This is a genomic window from Enterococcus sp. C63 (genome assembly GCF_040887215.1).
GTDB classification, from domain to species: Bacteria; Bacillota; Bacilli; order Lactobacillales; family Enterococcaceae; genus Enterococcus_B; species Enterococcus_B hirae.
Window position 1 is genome coordinate 343,166 of record NZ_JBFOFI010000001.1, and the last position, 20,810, is coordinate 363,975.

A 20,810-nucleotide genomic window follows, 5' to 3' on the forward strand; every position below is an offset into this window, starting at 1 on the left:
TATAGATAATAAATCGCAGTAAAATACAGGAGATCTTTGTGAGGTTGATCGTAGTTACTACGAAATTTATTTTGTGCTACATAGTTTAACCTGAATAATGCGAATACAACATGGAATATCTTATAGCACATTATAATTATAATCTATTAAATTAAGTTTTTTTATTTGTTTTTGTTATATCTAATATAAAAAATATTACCTAATAATAAAAAACATTATATTTAACCAAAAATGGCAGAATAGAAATACAATCTATTTTTTATAAAATAGATTAATCAAAAGCAACTAAAAAGAGCTACTCTTTCAAGTAGCTCTAAATAGATGTCATCAATCTTAAAAAGAAAAGAGATCATTCACTATTTGAGGACTGTTTATCCAGAGAAGTCAGCCAGCTACCTGAAACTTATACGACAACTTTGCGAACATTTAAAAAGTTTCTGCCGCAGATCCAAAACGCCCTTCGCTACAGTTATTCAAACGGACCACTCGAATGTTTAAACAACCATATTAAAGTATTAAAAGCAATGCTTATAGGTTTCGAAATTTTTATCATTTCAAACGACGGATCATGATTCGACACGGTAAAACTATTTTAACCAAATAAAAAGAACAGAAAGAAGTTTTTCTTCTTTCTGCCCAAATTATTCTAAGATTTCTCTTTACCAACATCATTTGACAAAGAGCCTGGGAAAACCGTGGGAAAAACAGATAATCAAAACCACCCGTGTGAACGGGTGGTTTGTTCTGCGGCTAAAAGCCTCTTTTGCCGGCCTAAGTCTAAAAGACTTACCGAATCGGTTCCCTCTTGCACCACATTTACTCGCTGCTTCTCAAAGAAGCTCTTAGTGCTTCTTACGATTTTTTTCTCCAGTAAACGGATCAACTTCTTCAAACAATGTAAGCTGATCTGCTACGTGGTCTTCTCGTAGTTGATTACGAATATATTCTGCAATTTTTTTCTTGTTTCGTCCTACTGTGTCCACATAATATCCTCTACACCAAAACTTTCTATTTCCATAACGATATTTGAGTTCTGCATGTCTATCAAAAATCATTAAACTACTTTTTCCTTTTAAGTAACCTAAAAATTGAGAGACACTTATTTTTGGTGGGATACTGACTAACATATGTATATGATCGGGACAAGCATTTGCTTCTAAAATCTCAACGCCCTTTCTTTCACATAATTCACGTATAATCTCTCCAATACTTGCTTTATATTTGCCATAAATGATTTGTCGGCGATATTTCGGAGCGAATACTATATGATACTTACATTTCCAAACAGTGTGTGATAAACTTTCTGTAGCCTTTTTCATAAAAAGGTACCTCCTAAATTTTTTGATGTGGTGGTCGGGAAACCTACTTCATCTTATCAGTTTAGGAGGCTTTTTTTATACCTCGCTGGAAGCTTTCCGGAACCACCTGCATAGCAGGTGGTTTTCAAAACACACAAAAAAAGGTCTAGCTCAATGGCTAGACCCTTTGTTATTTCTTCGGTTCGTCCTCATCCATTTTCAGAACAGCCATGAAGGCTTCTTGTGGGACTTCGACGCTACCGATTTGTTTCATTCGTTTCTTTCCTTCTTTTTGTTTTTCAAGAAGTTTACGTTTACGTGAGACATCTCCACCATAACATTTTGCTAAGACGTTTTTACGTAATGCTTTGATATCTGAACGAGCAACGATTTTTTGTCCGATAGCTGCTTGGATCGGCACTTCAAATTGTTGACGTGGAATTAGTTTTTTCAGTTTTTCAACGATTGCTTTTCCTCGTTCGTAAGCAAAGTCTCGGTGAACGATGAAACTTAACGCATCGACTTTTTCTCCATTTAATAAAATATCCATTTTTACTAACTTGCTCTTTTGATAACCGGACATTTCATAATCCAAGGAAGCATAACCTTTCGTACTGGATTTTAGTTTATCGAAAAAGTCAAAAACGATTTCAGAAAGCGGAATATTATAAACGACATTCACTCGATAATCATCTAAATAATCCATTGTGATGAATTCTCCACGTTTTCTTTGGGATAATTCCATCACTGCACCAACGAAATCATTTGGAACCATGATTTGTGCCTTCACAAAAGGTTCTTCAACATCTTGGATCGTTACTGGTTCTGGAAAATCTGCTGGATTATCGACGACTGTCATAGACCCATCTGTTTTATTCACATGATAGATTACAGAAGGTGCCGTTGTGATCAACTCTAAGTTGAACTCACGTTCCAAACGTTCTTGGACTACATCCATGTGTAATAAACCTAAGAATCCACAACGGAAGCCAAAGCCAAGGGCTTGTGAGGTTTCAGGTTCAAACTGTAGTGCTGCGTCGTTTAGTTGTAATTTTTCAAGTGCTTCACGCAGATCATTGTAGCGGGAAGTATCAATTGGATATAATCCACAGTAAACCATTGGATTCATTTTACGGTATCCAGGTAGCGCTTCTTCTGCTGGATTATCTGCCAGCGTAACTGTATCCCCTACTCGTGTGTCTTGGACCGTTTTGATGCTTGCCGTGATATACCCTACATCACCGACCATCAAGAAGTCTCTAGCAACAGCTTTTGGTGAAAAGACTCCTACTTCTGTCACATCAAATGTTTTGCCGTTACTCATCAGTTTGATTTTATCCCCTGGTTTGACCATACCGTCTGTGATTCGAACATTCAGAACGACTCCTCGATAACTATCGTACACGGAATCAAAGATCAATGCTTTCAAAGGGGCATCCAGATCGCCTGATGGGGCTGGTACATATTCAACGATTTGTTCAAGTATTTCTTCAATCCCAATTCCTGCTTTAGCACTAGCCAGGACTGCCTCACTGGCATCGATCCCGATAACATCTTCGATTTCTTGTCGTACACGTTCTGGATCAGCAGCTGGAAGATCGATTTTATTGATGACTGGCAAAATTTCCAGATCATTATCCAAAGCTAAGTAAACATTTGCTAATGTTTGAGCCTCGATTCCCTGTGCCGCATCAACTACTAATACCGCACCTTCACAGGCTGCTAAACTCCTTGATACTTCATAAGTGAAATCGACGTGCCCAGGGGTGTCGATTAGATGGAAGATATAGGTTTCGCCATTTTTGGCTGTATAATTCAATTCGACAGCATTTAATTTAATCGTGATTCCACGTTCACGCTCTAGATCCATTGAGTCTAATAGCTGATCCTGCATTTCACGAGACGTCACAGTGTTCGTCTTTTCCAGAATACGATCGGCCAGCGTTGATTTTCCATGGTCGATATGAGCAATGATCGAAAAATTTCGAATTTGCTCTTGTCGTTGTTTCATTTTTTTTATATCCATAGCGTCTCCTCTTTTCGTTTAATCAGCACCTCTCATTATATCAATGAAAAGCATGAATTTAAAGACTTTTTACCTAGTCAGCTTTAGAAGTTTTTTTTATGAAAATTTGCTATACTAATAACAAGTAAATAATTGGAGATGAAAGAATGGATGAAAAAGATTTCAGAGAAAATCTTGAATTAAAACCTGTTACTGAAAAAGATGTTGATCAATTCAATGAGTTATTGTCTTATGTCTTTCAAGTAACAGAAGCAGACATCGAAGAAAGTGGTTTTGAAAGCAAAGGGGCATTTATTCGCTCCAAGCGCCCAATTTTGGAACTATCGGAAGTATTTGGATGGTTCCACCATAACAAATTGATTTCTCAAATTGCGATCTATCCATGTGAAGTCAACATCCACGGTAAACCATACAAAATGGGTGGCGTTACCGGTGTCGGAACGTATCCTGAATATGCAAATCATGGATTGATGCAAGATTTGATCTTGGTTGCGTTAGATAATATGCGTAAAAACAAACAATGGATCTCTTATCTTTATCCCTATAGCGTGCCTTATTATCGACGCAAGGGTTGGGAAATCATGTCTGATAAGTTGACATTTAAAATTCGTGATACCCAATTACCGAAGAATGTTCCTGTGGATGGAATGGTGGAACGATTACCAGTAGATCATCCAGATGTTTACCGAGTATATCAGAAATTTGCGGCTCAAAATCACGGTGCTTTGTTTCGTAGCCAATTTCATTGGGAAGAATATTGGCGATTTGAAAATAAAGAGGAACGGACAGCTGCGATCTACTATACGAAAGAGCATGAACCAATTGGTGTTTTATTTTATTGGGTCGCTGAAGAAATTTTCCATGTTAAAGAGATGTTTTACTTGAATCAAGAAGCTCGGAATGGTTTATGGAATTTTATTTCAGCACACTTTTCAATGGTTTACTGGGTTCACGGTGACATCTACAAAAATGAGCCACTGGCTTTCTTGATCGAAGATAGTCAAATAAAAGAACAGATCGAGCCTTATTACATGGCGAGAATCGTAGATGTCAAAGAGTTTCTGAAGCAATTCCCCTTCGTTTCTACTGCGAAACCTTTCCACTTTGTTGTCGAGGACCCTATCGCCTCATGGAACAATGGTGTTTTTGGGTTGGTCTGGAACGAAGACGGACAATTGGATGTCGTGGACGAACCTGTCGGACAATCGGTCCAGTTGTCCATTCAAACATTAAGTTGTTTGATGATGAATTATCGTCGCCCTTCTTATCTTGCAAGGATCGAACGAATCAAAACAGATGATGAAACACTTAAAACACTTGAATTGATTCTTCCAAATATGGAAGCTTATTTCAGTGACTATTTCTAAGAAAAGGACGATGAAAATGAATATTTATTTTGCTGCCCCACTTTTTGCGAAAAGTGACTTATTATATAATGCGAAACTTGTAGAAGAAATCAGGAGTCTTTCCAATGAATTAACCATTTATCTTCCGCAAGAAAACGAAGCGATCAATGATAAAACAGCCTATGCTGATAGTCAGATGATTGCTTTAGCCGATACAGAAAAGGTGTTGGAAAGTGATTTGATGATTGCACTATTAGATGGTTTGACCATTGATCCTGGTGTTGCATCCGAAATTGGTGTTGCCTATGCTAAAGGGATTCCTGTCATTGGATTGTATACAGATAGTCGGCAACAAGGCGGTACCCACCCGCAAAAAATTGCTGCTTTACAAGAAGTAGCTGAAAACCAATTCCATTATTTAAATCTTTATACAATTGGGTTAATCAAGCTAAATGGCGCTCTCGTAACTAGTGAAGAAGCGTTACTCAGTCAAGTAAAGACTTACTTAGATGGAGGTTTGAGCCATGAATAAGACAATGAAAAAAATCCAACTTGCACTTGTTGCTTTTGGTGTGTTTGTGGTTTGTTATAATCTTTATGAATTTATTACTAAAAAATATTCAACTACTCAGGGAGTTACTTTCATCATCGAATCTTTAGCTGGGATTCTATTGATTTTTCTCCCTCAGATCGTTAGAAAAATCGCAAAATTATACGTTCCAGATGCCATTGTTTTATTTTATTGGTTTTTCTTGTTTATTTCCGTGTTCTTAGGTACCGGTATGCATTTGATCAGTATCATTTCATTCTGGGATAAAATTTTACACGCCGTTAGTCCTATGGTATTGACTGCCCTAGGTTACGGATTGATCGGCTTATTATTGAAAGATGCACCAATTGCGAAGACTAGTCCATGGTTGTTTTTACTGTTTGGTTTTGCCTTTGCTGGCCTCTGTGGCGTGTTCTGGGAATTTTGGGAATTTCTCTGTGATCAATTCTTAGGAATGAATCTCCAACGGTTTGCCGCTTCAGATGGCACCTTATTTGTCGGACGAGCTGCTTTGATGGACACGATGGGTGATTTATTCACAAATACGATTGGTGCATTGGTCATGGGAATCTTTGCCTGGACCCAAGGAAGAAACAATCGTGATTATTTTGAAAATTATCGGTTGAAAATTTTGAAATAGAGCAAAAAAAATATCACATTAAAGAATTGTGACAAAATGAGATGCCACCTAACCATTGACGTTTTCACGCACAATTTTTAGGAAGCATCTCACTTTTGTCTCACCCACTTATTTCTTATCATCAACCCTTACGGTGATTTTGTTACCATTCTCAATGAAAATTGTACTTATTGATAAGGGTTAAAATGATGGGAACAAAGAAGATATTTACCTGACTACTCCTATTTATATGGGGAATAAAAACATTACCTTATGAGTAGATGAACTTGGAAATAACGATTGAGATCAACTTATTTTATGAATGATTTTTTCAGACTTATGACTAAATTACAAAAAAACAATAAAGCTAGGTGGTTGACCTAACTTTATTGTTTTTTTTTAAGCTTAGATGGTGTGTGGCTCAACTAAACATTTGATCGATTCTACTGTTTGCCAACACCCGTTTTCTTGCGAAAGCTTACCGTTTCTTTACTCTTCCGTGTCTTCAAGTTCTTCCGTTTGGAAATGAAGTTTCTCTGCTAGCAAGGTAATCGTTACTTTAGATTTTGGTAAGATGTGTCCTGCTACGATTTCTTTGGCTAATGGTGTTTCTACTTCTTTCGTAATAAAGCGTTTCAATGGTCGTGCCCCGTATGCTGGTTCGTAGGCATTTTCAGCGATCCATGTTTTGGCTTCGTCGCTGATTGTTAGATGGATTTCTTGATAATCCAATCGTTTTGCCAATTGTGCCACCATTTTATCAACGATTCCTTTCACATTTTCAAGACTTAACGGTGTGAATAAAATCGTATCATCGATTCGATTTAAGAATTCTGGTTTGAAATGACCTCGAAGGATCGTTCTTACTTGTTCTTCCACTTCTTCAGGGATAGTGCCATCTGCTGACACTCCTTCTAATAACAGTTGAGAACCAATGTTGCTGGTCATGATAAGAACGGTATTTTTGAAGTCAACTACACGTCCTTTAGAATCAGTTAACCGTCCATCATCTAATACTTGTAACAAGATATTAAAGACATCTGGATGGGCTTTTTCGATTTCATCGAGTAAAACGATCGTATAAGGATTTCTGCGAACGGCTTCCGTCAATTGTCCGCCTTCTTCATAGCCAACATAACCTGGAGGAGCCCCAACCAAACGAGATACGGCATGTTTCTCCATATACTCACTCATATCGATCCGCACCATGTGTTCTTCAGAATCAAATAAGTTTTCTGCTAAAGCTTTCGCTAATTCTGTTTTCCCAACTCCGGTTGGTCCTAAGAATAAGAAAGAACCTAGTGGGCGGTTTGGATCTTGCAATCCTGCTCGAGAGCGAATGACCGCATCACTGACAGCATCTACTGCTTCATCTTGTCCAATCACACGTTTATGCAATGTTTCGTTGAGCTTGATTAGTTTTTCTCGTTCCCCTTCCACTAATTTCGTGACTGGGATACCAGTTAAACGTCCAACCACTTGCGCAATTTCGTTTTCAGTGACTGATTCTTGAACCATTTTGATTTCACTGTCTTTAGCTTTTGCTTCCAATTCCTTTAATTCTTTTTCTAATTGAGGAATCGTTCCATGTCTTAGGACGGCAGCCCGTTCTAAATCATAGTTGTTTTCTGCATCTTCTAATTCATGTTTGGCTTTATCGATTTCCGCACGTTTAGAAGAAACGCTATTGACTTCTTGTTTTTCTGTTTCCCATTGTATTTTCATCGAGTTTGCTTCTTCACGAAGATCAGCTAACTCTTCTTGTAGATTTTTCAAACGTTTTTTACTTGCATCGTCGGATTCTTTTTTCAATGCTGCTTCTTCGATCTCTAATTGCATCAAGCGACGAGTCACTTGGTCTAGCTCAGTCGGCATAGAGTTCATTTCTACTCGGATCGTTGCACTTGCTTCATCGATCAAATCAATTGCTTTATCTGGTAAAAAGCGGTCTGTGATATAACGGTCAGATAAAGTTGCAGCAGCGACTAATGCATTATCATGAATGTTGACTCCATGATGAATCTCAAAACGTTCTTTCAATCCTCGTAAGATACTGATTGTATCTTCTACTGTCGGTTCTTTGACTAAGACTTTTTGGAAACGTCGTTCTAATGCTTTATCTTTTTCCATATATTGACGATATTCATCTAATGTAGTAGCACCGATTAAATGCAATTCACCTCGAGCAAGCATTGGTTTCAATAAATTTCCAGCATCCATGCTGCCTTCAGTTTTCCCTGCACCAACGATATTATGGATTTCATCAATAAATAAGATGATTCGTCCATCACTTTTCTTGACTTCTTTCAGCACAGCTTTTAATCGTTCCTCAAATTCACCACGGAATTTAGCACCAGCAATCAATGCCCCCATGTCTAATGAAAAGATCGTTTTATCTTTCAAGTTTTCTGGCACGTCTTTTCGTACGATACGTTGTGCTAACCCTTCTACAATTGCTGTTTTACCGACACCAGGTTCACCAATCAATACTGGATTATTCTTGGTTTTACGAGATAAGATACGGATAACATCCCGAATTTCTTCATCACGTCCAATGATTGGATCCATTTTCCCGCTTCTGACTTGTTGAACAAGATCTACGCCGTATTTTTCTAATGCTTTGTATTGTTCTTCTTGATTTTTAGATGTCACCTTTTCTCCTCCTCTCATGTCTTCGATATTTTTACGTAACTCTTTTTCTGATAAACCATTTTTGGTCAAATAAACCGTCAATGGATAATTTTTCAATTTCATCAAGGCTAAAATTACAATCTCTGTTGAAAGAAATTCATCGCCAAAACTTTCTCTTAACTGGTCTGCTTCATTTAATAAACGGAATAGATTTTGGCTTAGATTCTGACCATATTGGACGGTTCCCCCTGAAACTGTGGGATATTCATCTAATACACGATCTACTTCCTTTTCAAACGTATCAACATCCATTCCCGCATCAGTGTATAGATTGCGCCCAAAATGGTTTGGTTGTAAAAAAATCTTCCACAAATGCGCAATATCAATTTCTTGATGTTTTCTTGTGACAGCGATTTGTTGCGCTTCAGCAATCGCTTCTTGAAGCGTGGTTGTCATTTTTTCAATGTTCATTTTACTTACCTCCTGAATATAAAATTTCAATATTCAATATGATACATCTCGTTCCAATAAACATTATACCTCTTTGGTCAGTCTTGGTCAAAAGATAACCTCGCTTATTTTATCGGAAATAAGTGATCAAAAAAAAACACAACAGAGCCAACTTGGATGGACTTACTGTTGTGTTTTAGATCTAATAAAATGACTCTATACAATCGCTGTAATAATCAATTTGATTCTTTTTTGTTGTTTTTTACATCTTGGATCTCTTGTTTTATTACCCTTCGACGATCAGCAATCACGTAGAATAACCCATAAATAAAAGGTAAGATAAATGAGCTAAACCGATACAGTAATAAAGAAGAAAAAGCATCTACGGTTCCCACAAGTGGTCTGAATAACAATAGATAGACAAATTCAAATGAGCCGATTCCAGCTGGTGTAGGGATGACACCAGATAATACTACCGCAAAACTGATGAATGAAAAGGTCAAGAGAAAGTCGATCGTGGGATGGTTTTCAACCAAAAAGAGATAGGGCATGATATACCAAAAAATAAGTTTGACCATATTCCAAAAATAGATGCGTAATAGAGCTGTTCGATCTTTGACAATTGTCTGGACAGTTTCTCTCAACGAATAGATTTGTGTATTACATGTATCTACCCAACTTCTGATGCGTTCACTTCGAAACAGTTTGTTTGAGATACTCACAAAGAAAATTTGTAGATTCAGACTCATCGAGACCATCAATAAAAAGGCAATGATCAGCCCAGTTAGAATAATGCCAGCAATAATGAACCAAATCATGTTTGGTCCTTTGGAATAAAATAAAGAGAACTGGATGATCAAACCAATGATCGCATAGGTAATCACGGCTAATTTATACATAATCATATGCAACGCAGTGACACCTGCACCTTGTGAGTATTTCATTCCTTTTTTATTATAAAAATAAATTTCTGAAATCAAAGTGCCTGTTCCAAATGAAACGATTCGATAAAATGCAATATAGCAAGATGTCCAAAAACCATCCCAAGTGGAAAATGTTGGTTCGAAAGGCTGGGCAATCTCTTTGATTGAACGCCCTTCTGCCAACTGATAGATCGTTCCTAACAAGAATGCCGCTACCAGAACGATAAAGCTTGTAGACAGCAATTCAGCGAAAATATCTGCAAAAGATTGGTTGATCAAATAATAAATAATGGCAAAAATTCCAATCAATAAGAATAGATTTAACGCTATTTTCGTTTTTGCACCTTTTGTCGCCATCAATTACTCCTTAATGAAAAAAATAAATCAACAGTAAATCCACCAATACACCCAGTACAAATCCTACTGTAAATTTCTTTTTTCTCGTTTTATGATGGAATACTTTACGAGAAATCAATCCGCCAATTCCACCGCCTAATAAACTAACAAAAATCAAATTATTTTCTGGAACGCGCCAACCGCCTTTTTTTGCTTGATACTTATCATACCCCATCAAACAAAATAAATATAAATTGACGATCACTAAATAAAACCACAAAGGATTGTGTAGTAAAGCTTCCATACGTGTTTTCCTCCACCTCTAGCACATCATTTTTGCTCTTCTTTAGGAGCAAAGACCGACAACCCTTTTTTGACTACGACTAATTCGATAGGCAGATTATCTGTCGTATCACCATCTGTACGAGTGCCAACTGATTTCTCCCGTGCTTGGATATTGATTTGACTAGCAGTCAAATAATTGATACCTGGGACAGAGTAAATTTTTCCTTTGATTAAACGAGGCAAATAAAAAACAAATCGAAAAATATCTAAAGATGGGATGATTGTGACATGAAACATACCATCATCGGGTGAAGCTGAATCATCAAAATTCGTATAACCACCTACTGAGTTAGACATTGTGACTGTCAATAATTGTGTTTTTCCTCGCCAATGTTCTTTTTCTGTTTTGATATCTAAATGATACTTTCTCTTTTTTAATAATAACTTGATGAACCGTTTGATAAAAATCCAAGAACCATATTTTTGCTTTTCTTTTTGACTGATCCAAACAGCTGTATCTGCCAGTATACCGATCGTTAAAGTTGAGATAATGACTTCATCATTGACTTTTCCATAATCGATTTGACGGATTTGTCCCTCTAAGATAATGTCCGCAGCTTTTTCCTTTTCTAATGGAATACCGAGAACACGTGCTAAATTATTGACTGTTCCTCCTGGTAGTAGTCCTACTTGATAATGCTCAAGTTTATCTTGAAAAGCCTGTACAATATGATGGATCGTACCATCGCCTCCGATTACGATTAAGGTATCTGCGTGCGTTTCTTCAGCTTTTTTGACTAATGTCTCATGCTTGATCGAAGGACCTGTTTCCGTTAGATTGATGATTAGTTCTGGTCGTTTCTTTAAGGCATATTCTTTAAACCAGCTTGCTAATTTTTCACCTTCATCTTGTCCTGAGCTTTGATTATAAAAAACTAGCAATTTTTCCATTTCTTTCTTCCTCCCATTTTTACACAAAAACCAAGGGGTCAGACGTTCCATTATTGGAATACGCCCACCCCCAGCTAAAAGGATAGATCCACTTCGTTCACTTACTTGATCCATCCACGTTCCTATTTGATTTTATACGTTTGTATTCAATTCTGCAATTTTTACAATCACATCTGTTGCTTTTTCCATCACTTGCAGAGAAACAAACTCAAATCGGCCGTGCATATTTTCGCCACCCGCGAACAAATTAGGCGTTGGAATGCCTAGATAAGAAATTTTCGATCCATCTGTTCCACCTCGTACTGGTTCAATCACAGGCTCGATTTCTAAATCGATCATCGCTTGTTTTGCTAATTCAACAATGCTCATATCTTTTTCAATAATTTCTCGCATATTATAGTACTGATCATACATATCAACTTTCACGCGTGTCTGATCGAAGCGACTATTTAGTTTTTCTTGGATTTCAGTAATTTTCGCTTTCCGTGCTTCAAATTTTTCTCGATCGTGGTCACGGATAATATAACTCATAGTTGCTTCTTCGACATTTCCATTTAATCCCATCAAATGGAAGAACCCTTCATAACCTGTCGTTTTTTCTGGGACTTCATCTGCTGGTAGTTGATTATGGAAGTCTATCGCTAATTGTAATGCATTGATCATCGTATCTTTGGCTGTACCAGGATGGACATTTTTTCCTTGAATTGAAATATTAGCCTGAGCTGCGCTGAATGTTTCATATTGCAATTCGCCTAAAGGTCCACCATCAACGGTATAGGCAAAATCAACATCAAACTGCTGGACATCAAATTTATCTGCTCCTACCCCAATCTCTTCATCTGGTCCAAAAGCTACTTTGATCTCACCATGAGGGATAGTTGGGTTTTTCAGCAGAATTTCCATTGCGGTCATAATTTCAGCGATCCCAGCTTTATCGTCCGCACCTAACAACGTACTGCCATCAGTTGTGATCAATGTGTGTCCTTCGTAGTTTTTCAAATTAGGGAAGTCTTTGGTATTTAATGTATAATGTTCTTCACTATCTAGAACAATCGTTGATTCCCCATCGTAGTTCTCAATGATTTGTGGATTAACATTTACTGCATTGAAATCTGCGGTATCAATGTGGGCAATGAAACCGATCGAGCGAACTTTCTTTTCAATGTTACTTGGCAATGTTCCTATAACAAATCCATTTTCTTCATTGTAAAATACATTGGTTAGTCCTAAATCTTCTAATTCCTTTTTTAAGACTTGCGCAAAAGCGACTTGTGTTTGTGTCGAAGGAGTCGTTTGACTACTTTCATCAGATCTGGTTTCAGTCTTAACATAGCGTAAAAAACGTGGTAAAAGATTTTCGTACATACAACAGCTCTCCTTTAGTTAAATTGAAATGGGTTCGTATCCGTTTCTGAAACAAAGAAATCAACGGTCCAATTTTCTTCTTGTTTCCATTTCTCAAATTTTTCGACAAACTTTTCTTTACATAAAGATTCAATATAATGACCTGGATCAATCGCAATCAAGCCTGCACTTTGCATATCTTGAGCTGTGTGGTAATAGATATCTCCAGTAATATAAACATCCGCTTTTTGAGCTAATGCATAAGGATAGAACTTTTCGCCACTACCACCACAAATGGCGATTCTTTTAACAGTGCTCTTTGTATGAGTTGGACGAACAACTCGTAGCCCTTCTAATTGGAAAACTTCTTTTACTTTAGATACAAATGTATCTAAATCAAGCGCTTCTGGTAATTCTCCGATTCGACCGATCCCCCAGGTTTGAGTCGGTTCGTCAATTGAAAACAAATCAAATGCTACTTCTTCATAAGGATGGACACGATACATAGCTGATAACACTTTTTCCTCACGGTCTTCAGGAAAAATCACTTCCACTTTAGCTTCTTCTACCTTTTCTAGTTGGCCATTTTTACCAATTGCGGGATGTGCCTGTTCATTCGGTCGAAAACGACCTTCGCCAATACTGGTAAAACTTGTATGATCGTAATGACCTTGTTCACCCGCACCAGCCTCAGCTAAAGCCTTACGTAATTTGTCAGCGTCTTCGATCGGTACATAAACAGCTAGTTTTTTGTAATGCCTTGTATGTGTCTTTAACAAATAATTTTCGACATTGATTCCTAATGCTTCACAAAACCAATCATTCAATCCATCCTCGATAATATCCATATTGGTATGTGCTGCATAGACAGAAATATCATGTTTTAATAAATCAGCATACATTTTTTCTTGTGGATGATCCGTTGTTAATCGTTTAATTGGTCGAAAAATGGGAGGATGTTTAGCAATTAACAAATCAATCTTTTTTTCGATGGCTTCTTGCACAACTTCTGGACGAACATCTAATGTCATCATTATGCGTTGAATCGGTTTATTTAACGTTCCAAGGTGTAGCCCCACAGGATCTCCTTCTTCAGCCAACCATTGAGGACAATATTCTTCAAATTTGCGAATAAATTCATTACCGTTGATCGCCATTAAGCTAAAACCTCCTCGATCATCTGGATTTCTTTTTTTATCGCTTCAACACGTTCTTCTTGGTTCTGTGCTTGTGCCAATTGTTTTAAAATCGCTTGTCTTTGTTTTAATTCTCTTTGCCATTTCTTTTGGAATACCACTGTTTTTCCTTGCAATAAAAATGGACCAAACAGAATCTCTTCCTCATTATAGATATGCTTCGTCGATGTTTTTTCAGCTACAATGATTTCATAGATTTTTTTGTTTTCCTCTAAAATCTCTTCTGCAATGATTTGATAGTGATTGTCTTGCAACCATTTTCTCACTGCTTGCTCGCCAATATTTGGTTGGAGAATCAAACGCTCCTTCCCTGTTAAACGATGTTGTTTGGCGCCTGCTTCTAAAATATCTCGAATCAAAGCCCCACCCATACCAGTAATCGTGATCGCATTGATCTGATCTGTTGGCTCAATCGCATCTAATCCGTTAGCTAAACGAACAACGATCCGCTTTTCTAAACCATTTTTCTGTACTTGTTTTTTTGCTGACTCATAAGGGCCTTTTACCACTTCGCCAGCTACAGCAAATTCAATTTTATCCTTTAACATTAATGCAACTGGCAAGTAAGCGTGGTCAGAGCCAATATCTGCTAAAAACGCTCCTGTTGGGACATGTTCTCCCACTAATGCTAAGCGTTTCGATAAATCTAAGTGGTTCATACCTTCACTCCTTCCCCCTCATTATAACATTTTCCCTATAAATGAAGGAGATTTGAAAAAGAAAAATTTCAAATCTCCTGATGAGCTATTTGCTTTTACGAAACTTTAACACTGACTATTCAATAACTCTTACCTCAACGATCGAATTACCAGGAATTTGCGGAGGGATTGACATTGTCATAATTGGTTTTTCTTTTAAAGTAAACTTGATCTCGTCACCTTTTTGAAAAGATTCCTTACCTCCGACTAATTGATCATTCGAAACATTTAGTGTTACACCATCATTATCAAAAGAGGTTCCAATATTCTCGGGGTCTTCGATTTCATCTACATTGACCACTTTGATTTGAATGGTATCATCGACTGAGTCATCAATACTTTCAATTTCACCCTTAAAAATACTTTGTCCTTCGTTAGAAGAATCCTTCGCTTTAGTCGTTGTTTCCGCACTAATCGAATCGATCGATGCCTCATTTTTATCTCCATTACCACAACCTGTTAGCGAAAAAAGTAACCCTGTCGCCAACAAACAAGAAAAAATCACTTTCATATCTTTATCCTCCGGCTAATTATTTACATTACTTCAATTGATGATCGTTCTTTGACTTTTTATTTAGTTGACGATAATCAATATATTCTGTTTTTAGTCGTTCAATTTTGTTTTTGATACTTGTTCATCAGAAATTTATGGTTGTCTTTTTTCGTTACCATGATGACTATTGATCAGGCATAAGCTTCTCAGTAATCATCACTCTATCCAGTATGACACCACTTTTGTAGCTTGTTACGATCAATATAAGTGGCGTTAAGTATGAATTCAGATACACTTTCATCTCAAATTATGAGTTTCTTGAATAACTAAGTGAACATCGAGAGTCATTGAAAAGAGAATTATTTGCAGACTTTTCTCAATTAATTGTTTGCATTGCTTATTTTCCTACCCATCAAAGCAATAGGCAGGAAATAGGGCAATAACTAATTCAGCAAAAGGCTTTCGCGATCACATCTTCTAAGCCTACTAAGGCTACAATTATGACTTCTATGCTTTCTCTTTTCGCTAGCCATTTCTTCGATTGCGTCCAGTCATTTCAATTTCTTTTGTCAAATAACGAATCCGTTCCATGATTCGTTTGGCTTTCAATGGTTCTTCATCTCCACGCTGTGTCACAGCAAGATGTTGTTCCAATTCATTCATTGTAAAATTGGAAGAGAAAAAGGTTGGCAGTTGCTCTTGCATTCGATATTGCAAAATCACACCAAAGACTTCATCTCTGATCCAACTACTCATTGCATCAGCGCCAATGTCATCCATCATTAAAATGGGTGAACGTTTGACCGCATCTAGTTTTTCTGCGACTTGATCTTTTCCAATCGCTTGTTTCATTTCAACAGCAAAAGTAGGAAAATGGACAAGTGTAGTTGTAAAGCCTTTAATGGCTAGTTCTCTGGCAGTCGCCCCTAAAAGATAGGTTTTTCCTATTCCAAAGCTACCAACTAAATAAAGTCCTTTATGATATTCTTTGGGACTTGCACTATAATTTTCCACAAAGTCTAGTGTTTCAAAACTTGCATAGCTCCGTCCATCGGTACGCTCAAAATTATTGAAAGAAGCATCTTGGATATCTTTTGGCATATCGACAGCTTTGATCCGGTTCCTAATTTCTTCTTGTCTTTTCTTCGCCAATAAGGCTTCTGTTGGAACATAAGTCACATCGACATAATGAAAATTCAAGGTTAGCTTGGGCTCATAGCCAGGAGCGATCATCGTAGGGTCATTTTTTTGGTATTTTCGTTTTTCTTGGACAAATTCATATAGTTTTGCATAACTTTTTTCGATATCTGCTTGTGTTAACTCATCTTTGTGATCCGCCAAAAAGGCTTGCACATCTGGATCGTTGAGGACTTCTTCGATCATTTCAGCAAATTTTTGTTGATAATTTCGCTGGCTGATGATCCGCTTTAATTCTTTTCCTACATCTTCCATTAGCTATCTCCCTCCTTCTTGGCAAAATATTCTTTGAATCGTCGTTCGATCTCCGCTTTTTTCTCACTACTGATTTTTTTCTCTTCTTTTGGCTGGTTGACCCAATCTGGTAGTTTCTCACGACGAACGTTTCGACGATTAGTTGAATAATTCTGGTTCGTATTTTTAGTATTTTGTTTGACTTTGCTATTGGTTTTCCGAATATGTTCAATGGCTTCTTCTGGGGTCATGATCTTTTTTTGTGCCCATTCGTTAGCGATCGTGTTGACAAAGCTTGCGGTTAAGCTAGGACGATCTTTGATTACTAAGACATAATTGATCAGGATATTGATCAAACTATTCGACAATCCCGATTGTGAAACCAAATCCTGTAAAAGCCAAGTTTCTTGTTTTGAGACATAGCCGCCTTTTGCTTGTTTCAGTGCCTCTAAGTATTTCATTGGCGGAATGCTTTTGGCTTCGTTCACTAACTGTAGTGTCGCATTTGTCAGAGCAGTTGCTTCCTTAGGTGTCTCATTCTGATTGGCAGAGGTTGCTTCTTCATTTTGATTAGCCAATGTATTTGTTTGCTTCGTCTGTTGGTTCTTCAATACGATGCGTTGAAGCTCTTTGACAGATACTGTCTGCTCAGAAAAATCATACGCTTGTACGACCCATTCACCTAACGTCAACTCATCCACGCCATAAAGTAAATGATACATTGTTAACTGTTCCTTCAATGATTCATCTAGATTCATGATATGTTTTTTTGCCAACCAATCTGTCAAAAAGCGCCAATCAAGAGTGGATTGTTCCATGGACTTCCCCAGATCAGCTGATTTGGTTGTAAATGACTGTTGGTTTTCCTCGAGTTTCTCTTGATCTGCAGCATAAGTTTTTTCATTAAAGCGATATACTTCTAAAAATTTCTTTGTGATCTTTTGATAATCATTCGTCGAAAAATGTTCCGGCTGAAATAGTTGGATCAACTGATCGAAACGCCGTTGACCGACTTTTTCTAATAGCAGAAAAGACAATAATGTATCTTTAAAAAATGCTAACGGTTCAATTGGCTCAAGTAACTCATAAATAAAACATCCCCCTAAGCTAGGGTCTTCTTTGAAAAAAACTTCTAAAAGTCCGATCCCTTCTAGTTTTTTTCGTGCTTCATAAAGCTGAGGAATACCACAATTCAAGCTACTTAACAGATCAGCATGTAATCCTTCCAGTCCAACGCCTTTTTGTAAAGGAATTTCTGATAGTAAGGTAAAATACAAACTCAAAGCTTCACTGCCGATTAATGGCTGGTAGAGATAAAGTAATGAGGATTTCCCTTCTTCTCTTAGCGGATAGCTTTTTCTTCCTTGGTAGATATTTTTAGGTTGAAGCTCTTTCCATGCGTTATCCAAGGAATTTGGCCTCCTTTTATGACTTGATTTTATTTCTGATTTATTCGTTGTTTTCTTTATGATTCTCTTTATTATTTTCTTTTGCTTTATCAACGATGTCTTGTAATTCTTTTAAAAACACCGACATATCTTTAAATTGACGATAAACACTGGCAAAACGGATATAAGCAATCTCATCTAAATTGACCAGATCTTCCATCACGTATTCTCCGATCAACGTCGTCGATACTTCATTTTCACCAAGACTTCGCACCCGATTTTCAACATGATTTACGATTTGCTCCATTTGTTCCATCGCAACTGGTCTTTTTTCTGCTGAACGGATTAATCCTCTTAAAATCTTGTCACGATTAAATTCTTCCCGTTCCCCATTTTTTTTGATCACTAATAAAGGTGCTGCTTCAATTCTTTCAAATGTTGTAAAACGAAAAGAACAGTTTTCGCACTCTCGTCTTCGACGAATTGCTCGACCATCATCCGCTTGTCGACTATCAATCACTCGGGAATTGTTATGTTGACATCTAGGACATCTCATTATTTTCACCTCTTAATCTGGAATTTTTCTGATATACATTCATTTAATATATTGAATCAATTTATATAGTATTGATTCAATGAACAGTCAAAGGATAAATTTTCACTCGATAATAGTTACGTAAATAATTACGTATGAAACAATATTTTTATGATTCACTCCTGCTTTTCATAAAAAAAGTTTCACACATGTAACTAGTTGTATTATAACATGAAACAATTCTTACAGGCGACTCTCCTGTATAAAAAACCTCGTTAGAAGAACCTTTTTTTCAATCGATTGATCGAAATTGTTCCAAAGCAAAACAATTAGGCTTGACTTTCGAGAAAATTGCATGTAAAACAGTGCTTCTTAAAAACTTCTTTCAGGTGCATACTTCAAAAAAAACAGAGAGTGAGACAAAACTTGTCTCACTCTCTGTTTCAACAGTCTAAGTTATACCCATTAAAGTTTTTCTTCAATCCCTGTATAATGTTTCATTCGTTGTTCATCGATTTTTTGTTGTTCAGGAATATGATCGGATTCTGGTAAAGGTGTTTTTTTGTGTGTTGGATCATCTTTTTTTCGTTCTTGTGTCAGATCTTGCTCCTTGGCTTCTTTTTCTGCTTGTTGGTCTTCTAATTCATCGACTCTGGCTTTGTAGCGTTCATCATTTTCTTTTGCAGCTTCTGATTGTGCCCGTCCTTCATCTACCAGTTCATCTTTATTTAAGATCTCTCCTAGTTTTTCTTTTGCAGAACCGACTACTTTATCTTTTTGATTTTTAAAAGTCCCCATACCAATCCCCCTCTTTTCTTTATATTCAGCATAGCAAACTATCTAAATATACTCAAAGAAATCGATTGTTGAAGTCCGAGAGCCAACGTTCGATTTGACAAGTCAGTTCATCCTTACTACCGGAATTGTCAAAAACGATATCTGCTAATTTTTTCTTTTCTTCAATCGGCATCTGGCTTTGTATTCTTTTCTTTGCTTCGTCCAGTGTCAATTGATTTCTTTTCATCAAACGTTGCAATTGAATTTCTTCTGGAAGGTAAACGACTGCTACAGCATCCATTTCCTGTTCATAATGACCTTCAAATAATAAAGGGATATCAACGACAACTAAAGGATAATTTGCTTTTTGTTGCTTAATCTGTTCCGTAATCGCTTGACGGATAAATGGGTCTAATAAGCGATCAAGTTTTTGTCTTTGTTCTGTCGAATCGAAAATAATCTTAGCTAAAGCTACTCGATCAAGCGAGCCATCTTCTTGAAGGATTTCTTCCCCAAATTCTTGAACGATTGCCGCCAATCCAGGAGTCTGAGGTTGGACGACTTCACGGGCGATGATATCTCCATCGATCATCGGGATTTGGTGACGGCTAAAAACAGCTGCTGTAGTGCTTTTCCCAGTAGCAATCCCACCAGTTAAGCCTAAGACATAGCCTACTTGCTGATTTTTAGTCTTTGGCAATTTGGACAATAGTGAGTCCCCCTTTGCGCTACTTTTGTTTTGACGATCGGTGTATGACAACGAACACATGGTTGACCAGTCTGACCATAGACATGTAAAGCTACTTGAAAGTTACCTGACTCGCCTAACGCATTGAGATAACTCCTGATCGTCGTTCCGCCAGCCTCGATTGCCCGAGACAACACGTCAATAATTGCTTTTCGTAACAACTCTGCTTCTTTGGGCTTCAATGTATCCGCTGGCTGTTCTGGATGGATCTTCGCTTCCCAAAGCGCTTCATCCACATAGATATTCCCTAAACCTGTTACTAATTTTTGATCTAATAATAATGGTTTAATCGCTTTATGAGATTTTTGTAAGCCTAAACGAAAGCCGTCTAATAAAAATGTATCTGGCAACGGTTCTGGACCTAATTTCATGATGCCTTTGTAAGCATCACTCGCTCCTTTTTCAACTAATGTCATTCGTCCAAATTTACGTACATCATGGTATCGGAGTTGGCTACCATCTTCAAAGAAAAAAATGACATGCGTGTGTTTATCGATTGGTTCATTTTTTTCAACAAATTGGTATTTTCCTTCCATACGTAAATGTGAGATCAATTCATAATGAGTCAAACGAAAAATTAAAAACTTGCCTCTTCGATCAATAGCCAGAATCTCTTCGCCAACTAACGAAGCTTCAAAGATTGCTGTTTCTGGTTGTTCAATGATTCTTGGCCATAAGACTTGGATTTTTTGGATTTTCTTTCCAACGACTAAACGAGACAAGCCTTTTCGTACAGTTTCTACTTCTGGTAATTCTGGCATGTTTTCACCTTCGACTTATTTGCT

19 protein-coding genes and 1 pseudogene are annotated in these 20,810 nt (G+C 37.2%); 4 read left to right on the forward strand and 16 right to left on the reverse strand.

The window, feature by feature from the left end; translation table 11 throughout:
- Positions 1-338 precede the first annotated feature (338 nt).
- A pseudogene (locus AB3H90_RS01560) lies at positions 339-604 on the forward strand (transposase); the annotation flags it as partial.
- Positions 605-842: 238 nt separating this feature from the next.
- Here the strand turns inward: AB3H90_RS01560 and tnpA are convergent.
- Together tnpA and lepA are read right to left on the reverse strand one after the other, a co-directional pair.
- Positions 843-1,319 (reverse strand): IS200/IS605 family transposase, encoded by a 477-nt coding sequence (gene tnpA / locus AB3H90_RS01565; protein ID WP_368016033.1) that lies wholly within the window; start codon positions 1,317-1,319, stop codon positions 843-845.
- Positions 1,320-1,488: 169 nt separating this feature from the next.
- Positions 1,489-3,324: a translation elongation factor 4 gene (gene lepA, locus AB3H90_RS01570; protein ID WP_010719053.1), complete on the reverse strand. Its 1,836-nt coding sequence runs from the start codon at positions 3,322-3,324 to the stop codon at positions 1,489-1,491.
- Between the two features lie 146 nt (positions 3,325-3,470).
- Between lepA and AB3H90_RS01575 the strand changes: the two genes are divergently transcribed.
- From AB3H90_RS01575 to AB3H90_RS01585, 3 genes are read left to right on the forward strand one after another with little or no spacing between them, the layout of a single operon-like run.
- Positions 3,471-4,691, forward strand: coding sequence for an enhanced intracellular survival protein Eis (locus AB3H90_RS01575; protein ID WP_010719052.1), 1,221 nt, complete (start codon positions 3,471-3,473; stop codon positions 4,689-4,691).
- Positions 4,692-4,707: 16 nt separating this feature from the next.
- Positions 4,708-5,202: a nucleoside 2-deoxyribosyltransferase gene (locus AB3H90_RS01580; protein ID WP_010719051.1), complete on the forward strand. Its 495-nt coding sequence runs from the start codon at positions 4,708-4,710 to the stop codon at positions 5,200-5,202.
- Complete coding sequence (locus tag AB3H90_RS01585; RefSeq protein ID WP_010719050.1) at positions 5,195-5,860, forward strand: hypothetical protein; 666 nt, start codon at positions 5,195-5,197, stop codon at positions 5,858-5,860. Before AB3H90_RS01580 ends, AB3H90_RS01585 begins: the two co-directional genes overlap by 8 nt.
- Positions 5,861-6,328: 468 nt before the next feature.
- Here the strand turns inward: AB3H90_RS01585 and clpB are convergent, their stop codons facing one another.
- From clpB to mutM, 14 genes are all read right to left on the reverse strand, one after another.
- Positions 6,329-8,941: an ATP-dependent chaperone ClpB gene (clpB, locus tag AB3H90_RS01590; protein ID WP_368016034.1), complete on the reverse strand. Its 2,613-nt coding sequence runs from the start codon at positions 8,939-8,941 to the stop codon at positions 6,329-6,331.
- Between the two features lie 215 nt (positions 8,942-9,156).
- Positions 9,157-10,200 (reverse strand): YbhN family protein, encoded by a 1,044-nt coding sequence (locus AB3H90_RS01595; protein WP_368016035.1) that lies wholly within the window; start codon positions 10,198-10,200, stop codon positions 9,157-9,159.
- A gap of 10 nt (positions 10,201-10,210) precedes the next feature.
- Complete coding sequence (locus AB3H90_RS01600) at positions 10,211-10,483, reverse strand: DUF1294 domain-containing protein (RefSeq protein ID WP_010719047.1); 273 nt, start codon at positions 10,481-10,483, stop codon at positions 10,211-10,213.
- A gap of 26 nt (positions 10,484-10,509) precedes the next feature.
- Positions 10,510-11,415 carry a diacylglycerol kinase family protein gene (locus AB3H90_RS01605; RefSeq protein ID WP_025480176.1) on the reverse strand — a complete coding sequence of 302 codons (906 nt, stop codon included), beginning with the start codon at positions 11,413-11,415 and terminating at the stop codon, positions 10,510-10,512.
- A 132-nt stretch (positions 11,416-11,547) separates the two neighbouring features.
- Positions 11,548-12,780: a peptidase T gene (pepT, locus tag AB3H90_RS01610; protein WP_368016036.1), complete on the reverse strand. Its 1,233-nt coding sequence runs from the start codon at positions 12,778-12,780 to the stop codon at positions 11,548-11,550.
- A gap of 14 nt (positions 12,781-12,794) precedes the next feature.
- Entirely contained in the window at positions 12,795-13,916 is a 1,122-nt protein-coding gene (locus AB3H90_RS01615) for a Nif3-like dinuclear metal center hexameric protein (RefSeq protein ID WP_368016037.1), read from the reverse strand.
- Positions 13,916-14,614 (reverse strand): tRNA (adenine(22)-N(1))-methyltransferase TrmK, encoded by a 699-nt coding sequence (locus AB3H90_RS01620; protein ID WP_368016038.1) that lies wholly within the window; start codon positions 14,612-14,614, stop codon positions 13,916-13,918. The genes AB3H90_RS01615 and AB3H90_RS01620 overlap by 1 nt, the downstream gene beginning before the upstream one ends.
- A 115-nt stretch (positions 14,615-14,729) precedes the next feature.
- The gene (locus AB3H90_RS01625; protein ID WP_010737674.1) at positions 14,730-15,164 is read right to left on the reverse strand and encodes a lipoprotein; all 435 of its coding nucleotides are present in this window, start codon (positions 15,162-15,164) and stop codon (positions 14,730-14,732) included.
- Between the two features lie 507 nt (positions 15,165-15,671).
- Positions 15,672-16,598 carry a primosomal protein DnaI gene (gene dnaI, locus AB3H90_RS01630; protein WP_368016040.1) on the reverse strand — a complete coding sequence of 309 codons (927 nt, stop codon included), beginning with the start codon at positions 16,596-16,598 and terminating at the stop codon, positions 15,672-15,674.
- Positions 16,598-17,986 (reverse strand): replication initiation and membrane attachment family protein, encoded by a 1,389-nt coding sequence (locus tag AB3H90_RS01635; RefSeq protein WP_368016041.1) that lies wholly within the window; start codon positions 17,984-17,986, stop codon positions 16,598-16,600. The genes dnaI and AB3H90_RS01635 overlap by 1 nt, the downstream gene beginning before the upstream one ends.
- A 40-nt stretch (positions 17,987-18,026) precedes the next feature.
- Complete coding sequence (gene nrdR / locus AB3H90_RS01640) at positions 18,027-18,521, reverse strand: transcriptional regulator NrdR (RefSeq protein ID WP_010719039.1); 495 nt, start codon at positions 18,519-18,521, stop codon at positions 18,027-18,029.
- 444 nt (positions 18,522-18,965) lie between these two features.
- On the reverse strand, positions 18,966-19,298 hold the full coding sequence (locus AB3H90_RS01645) for a hypothetical protein (RefSeq protein ID WP_010737677.1): 333 nt from the start codon (positions 19,296-19,298) through the stop codon (positions 18,966-18,968).
- Between the two features lie 52 nt (positions 19,299-19,350).
- Entirely contained in the window at positions 19,351-19,986 is a 636-nt protein-coding gene (gene coaE / locus AB3H90_RS01650) for a dephospho-CoA kinase (RefSeq protein WP_368016042.1), read from the reverse strand.
- Complete coding sequence (gene mutM / locus AB3H90_RS01655) at positions 19,950-20,786, reverse strand: DNA-formamidopyrimidine glycosylase (protein ID WP_096709056.1); 837 nt, start codon at positions 20,784-20,786, stop codon at positions 19,950-19,952. Before mutM ends, coaE begins: the two co-directional genes overlap by 37 nt.
- Between the last annotated feature and the right edge of the window lie 24 nt (positions 20,787-20,810).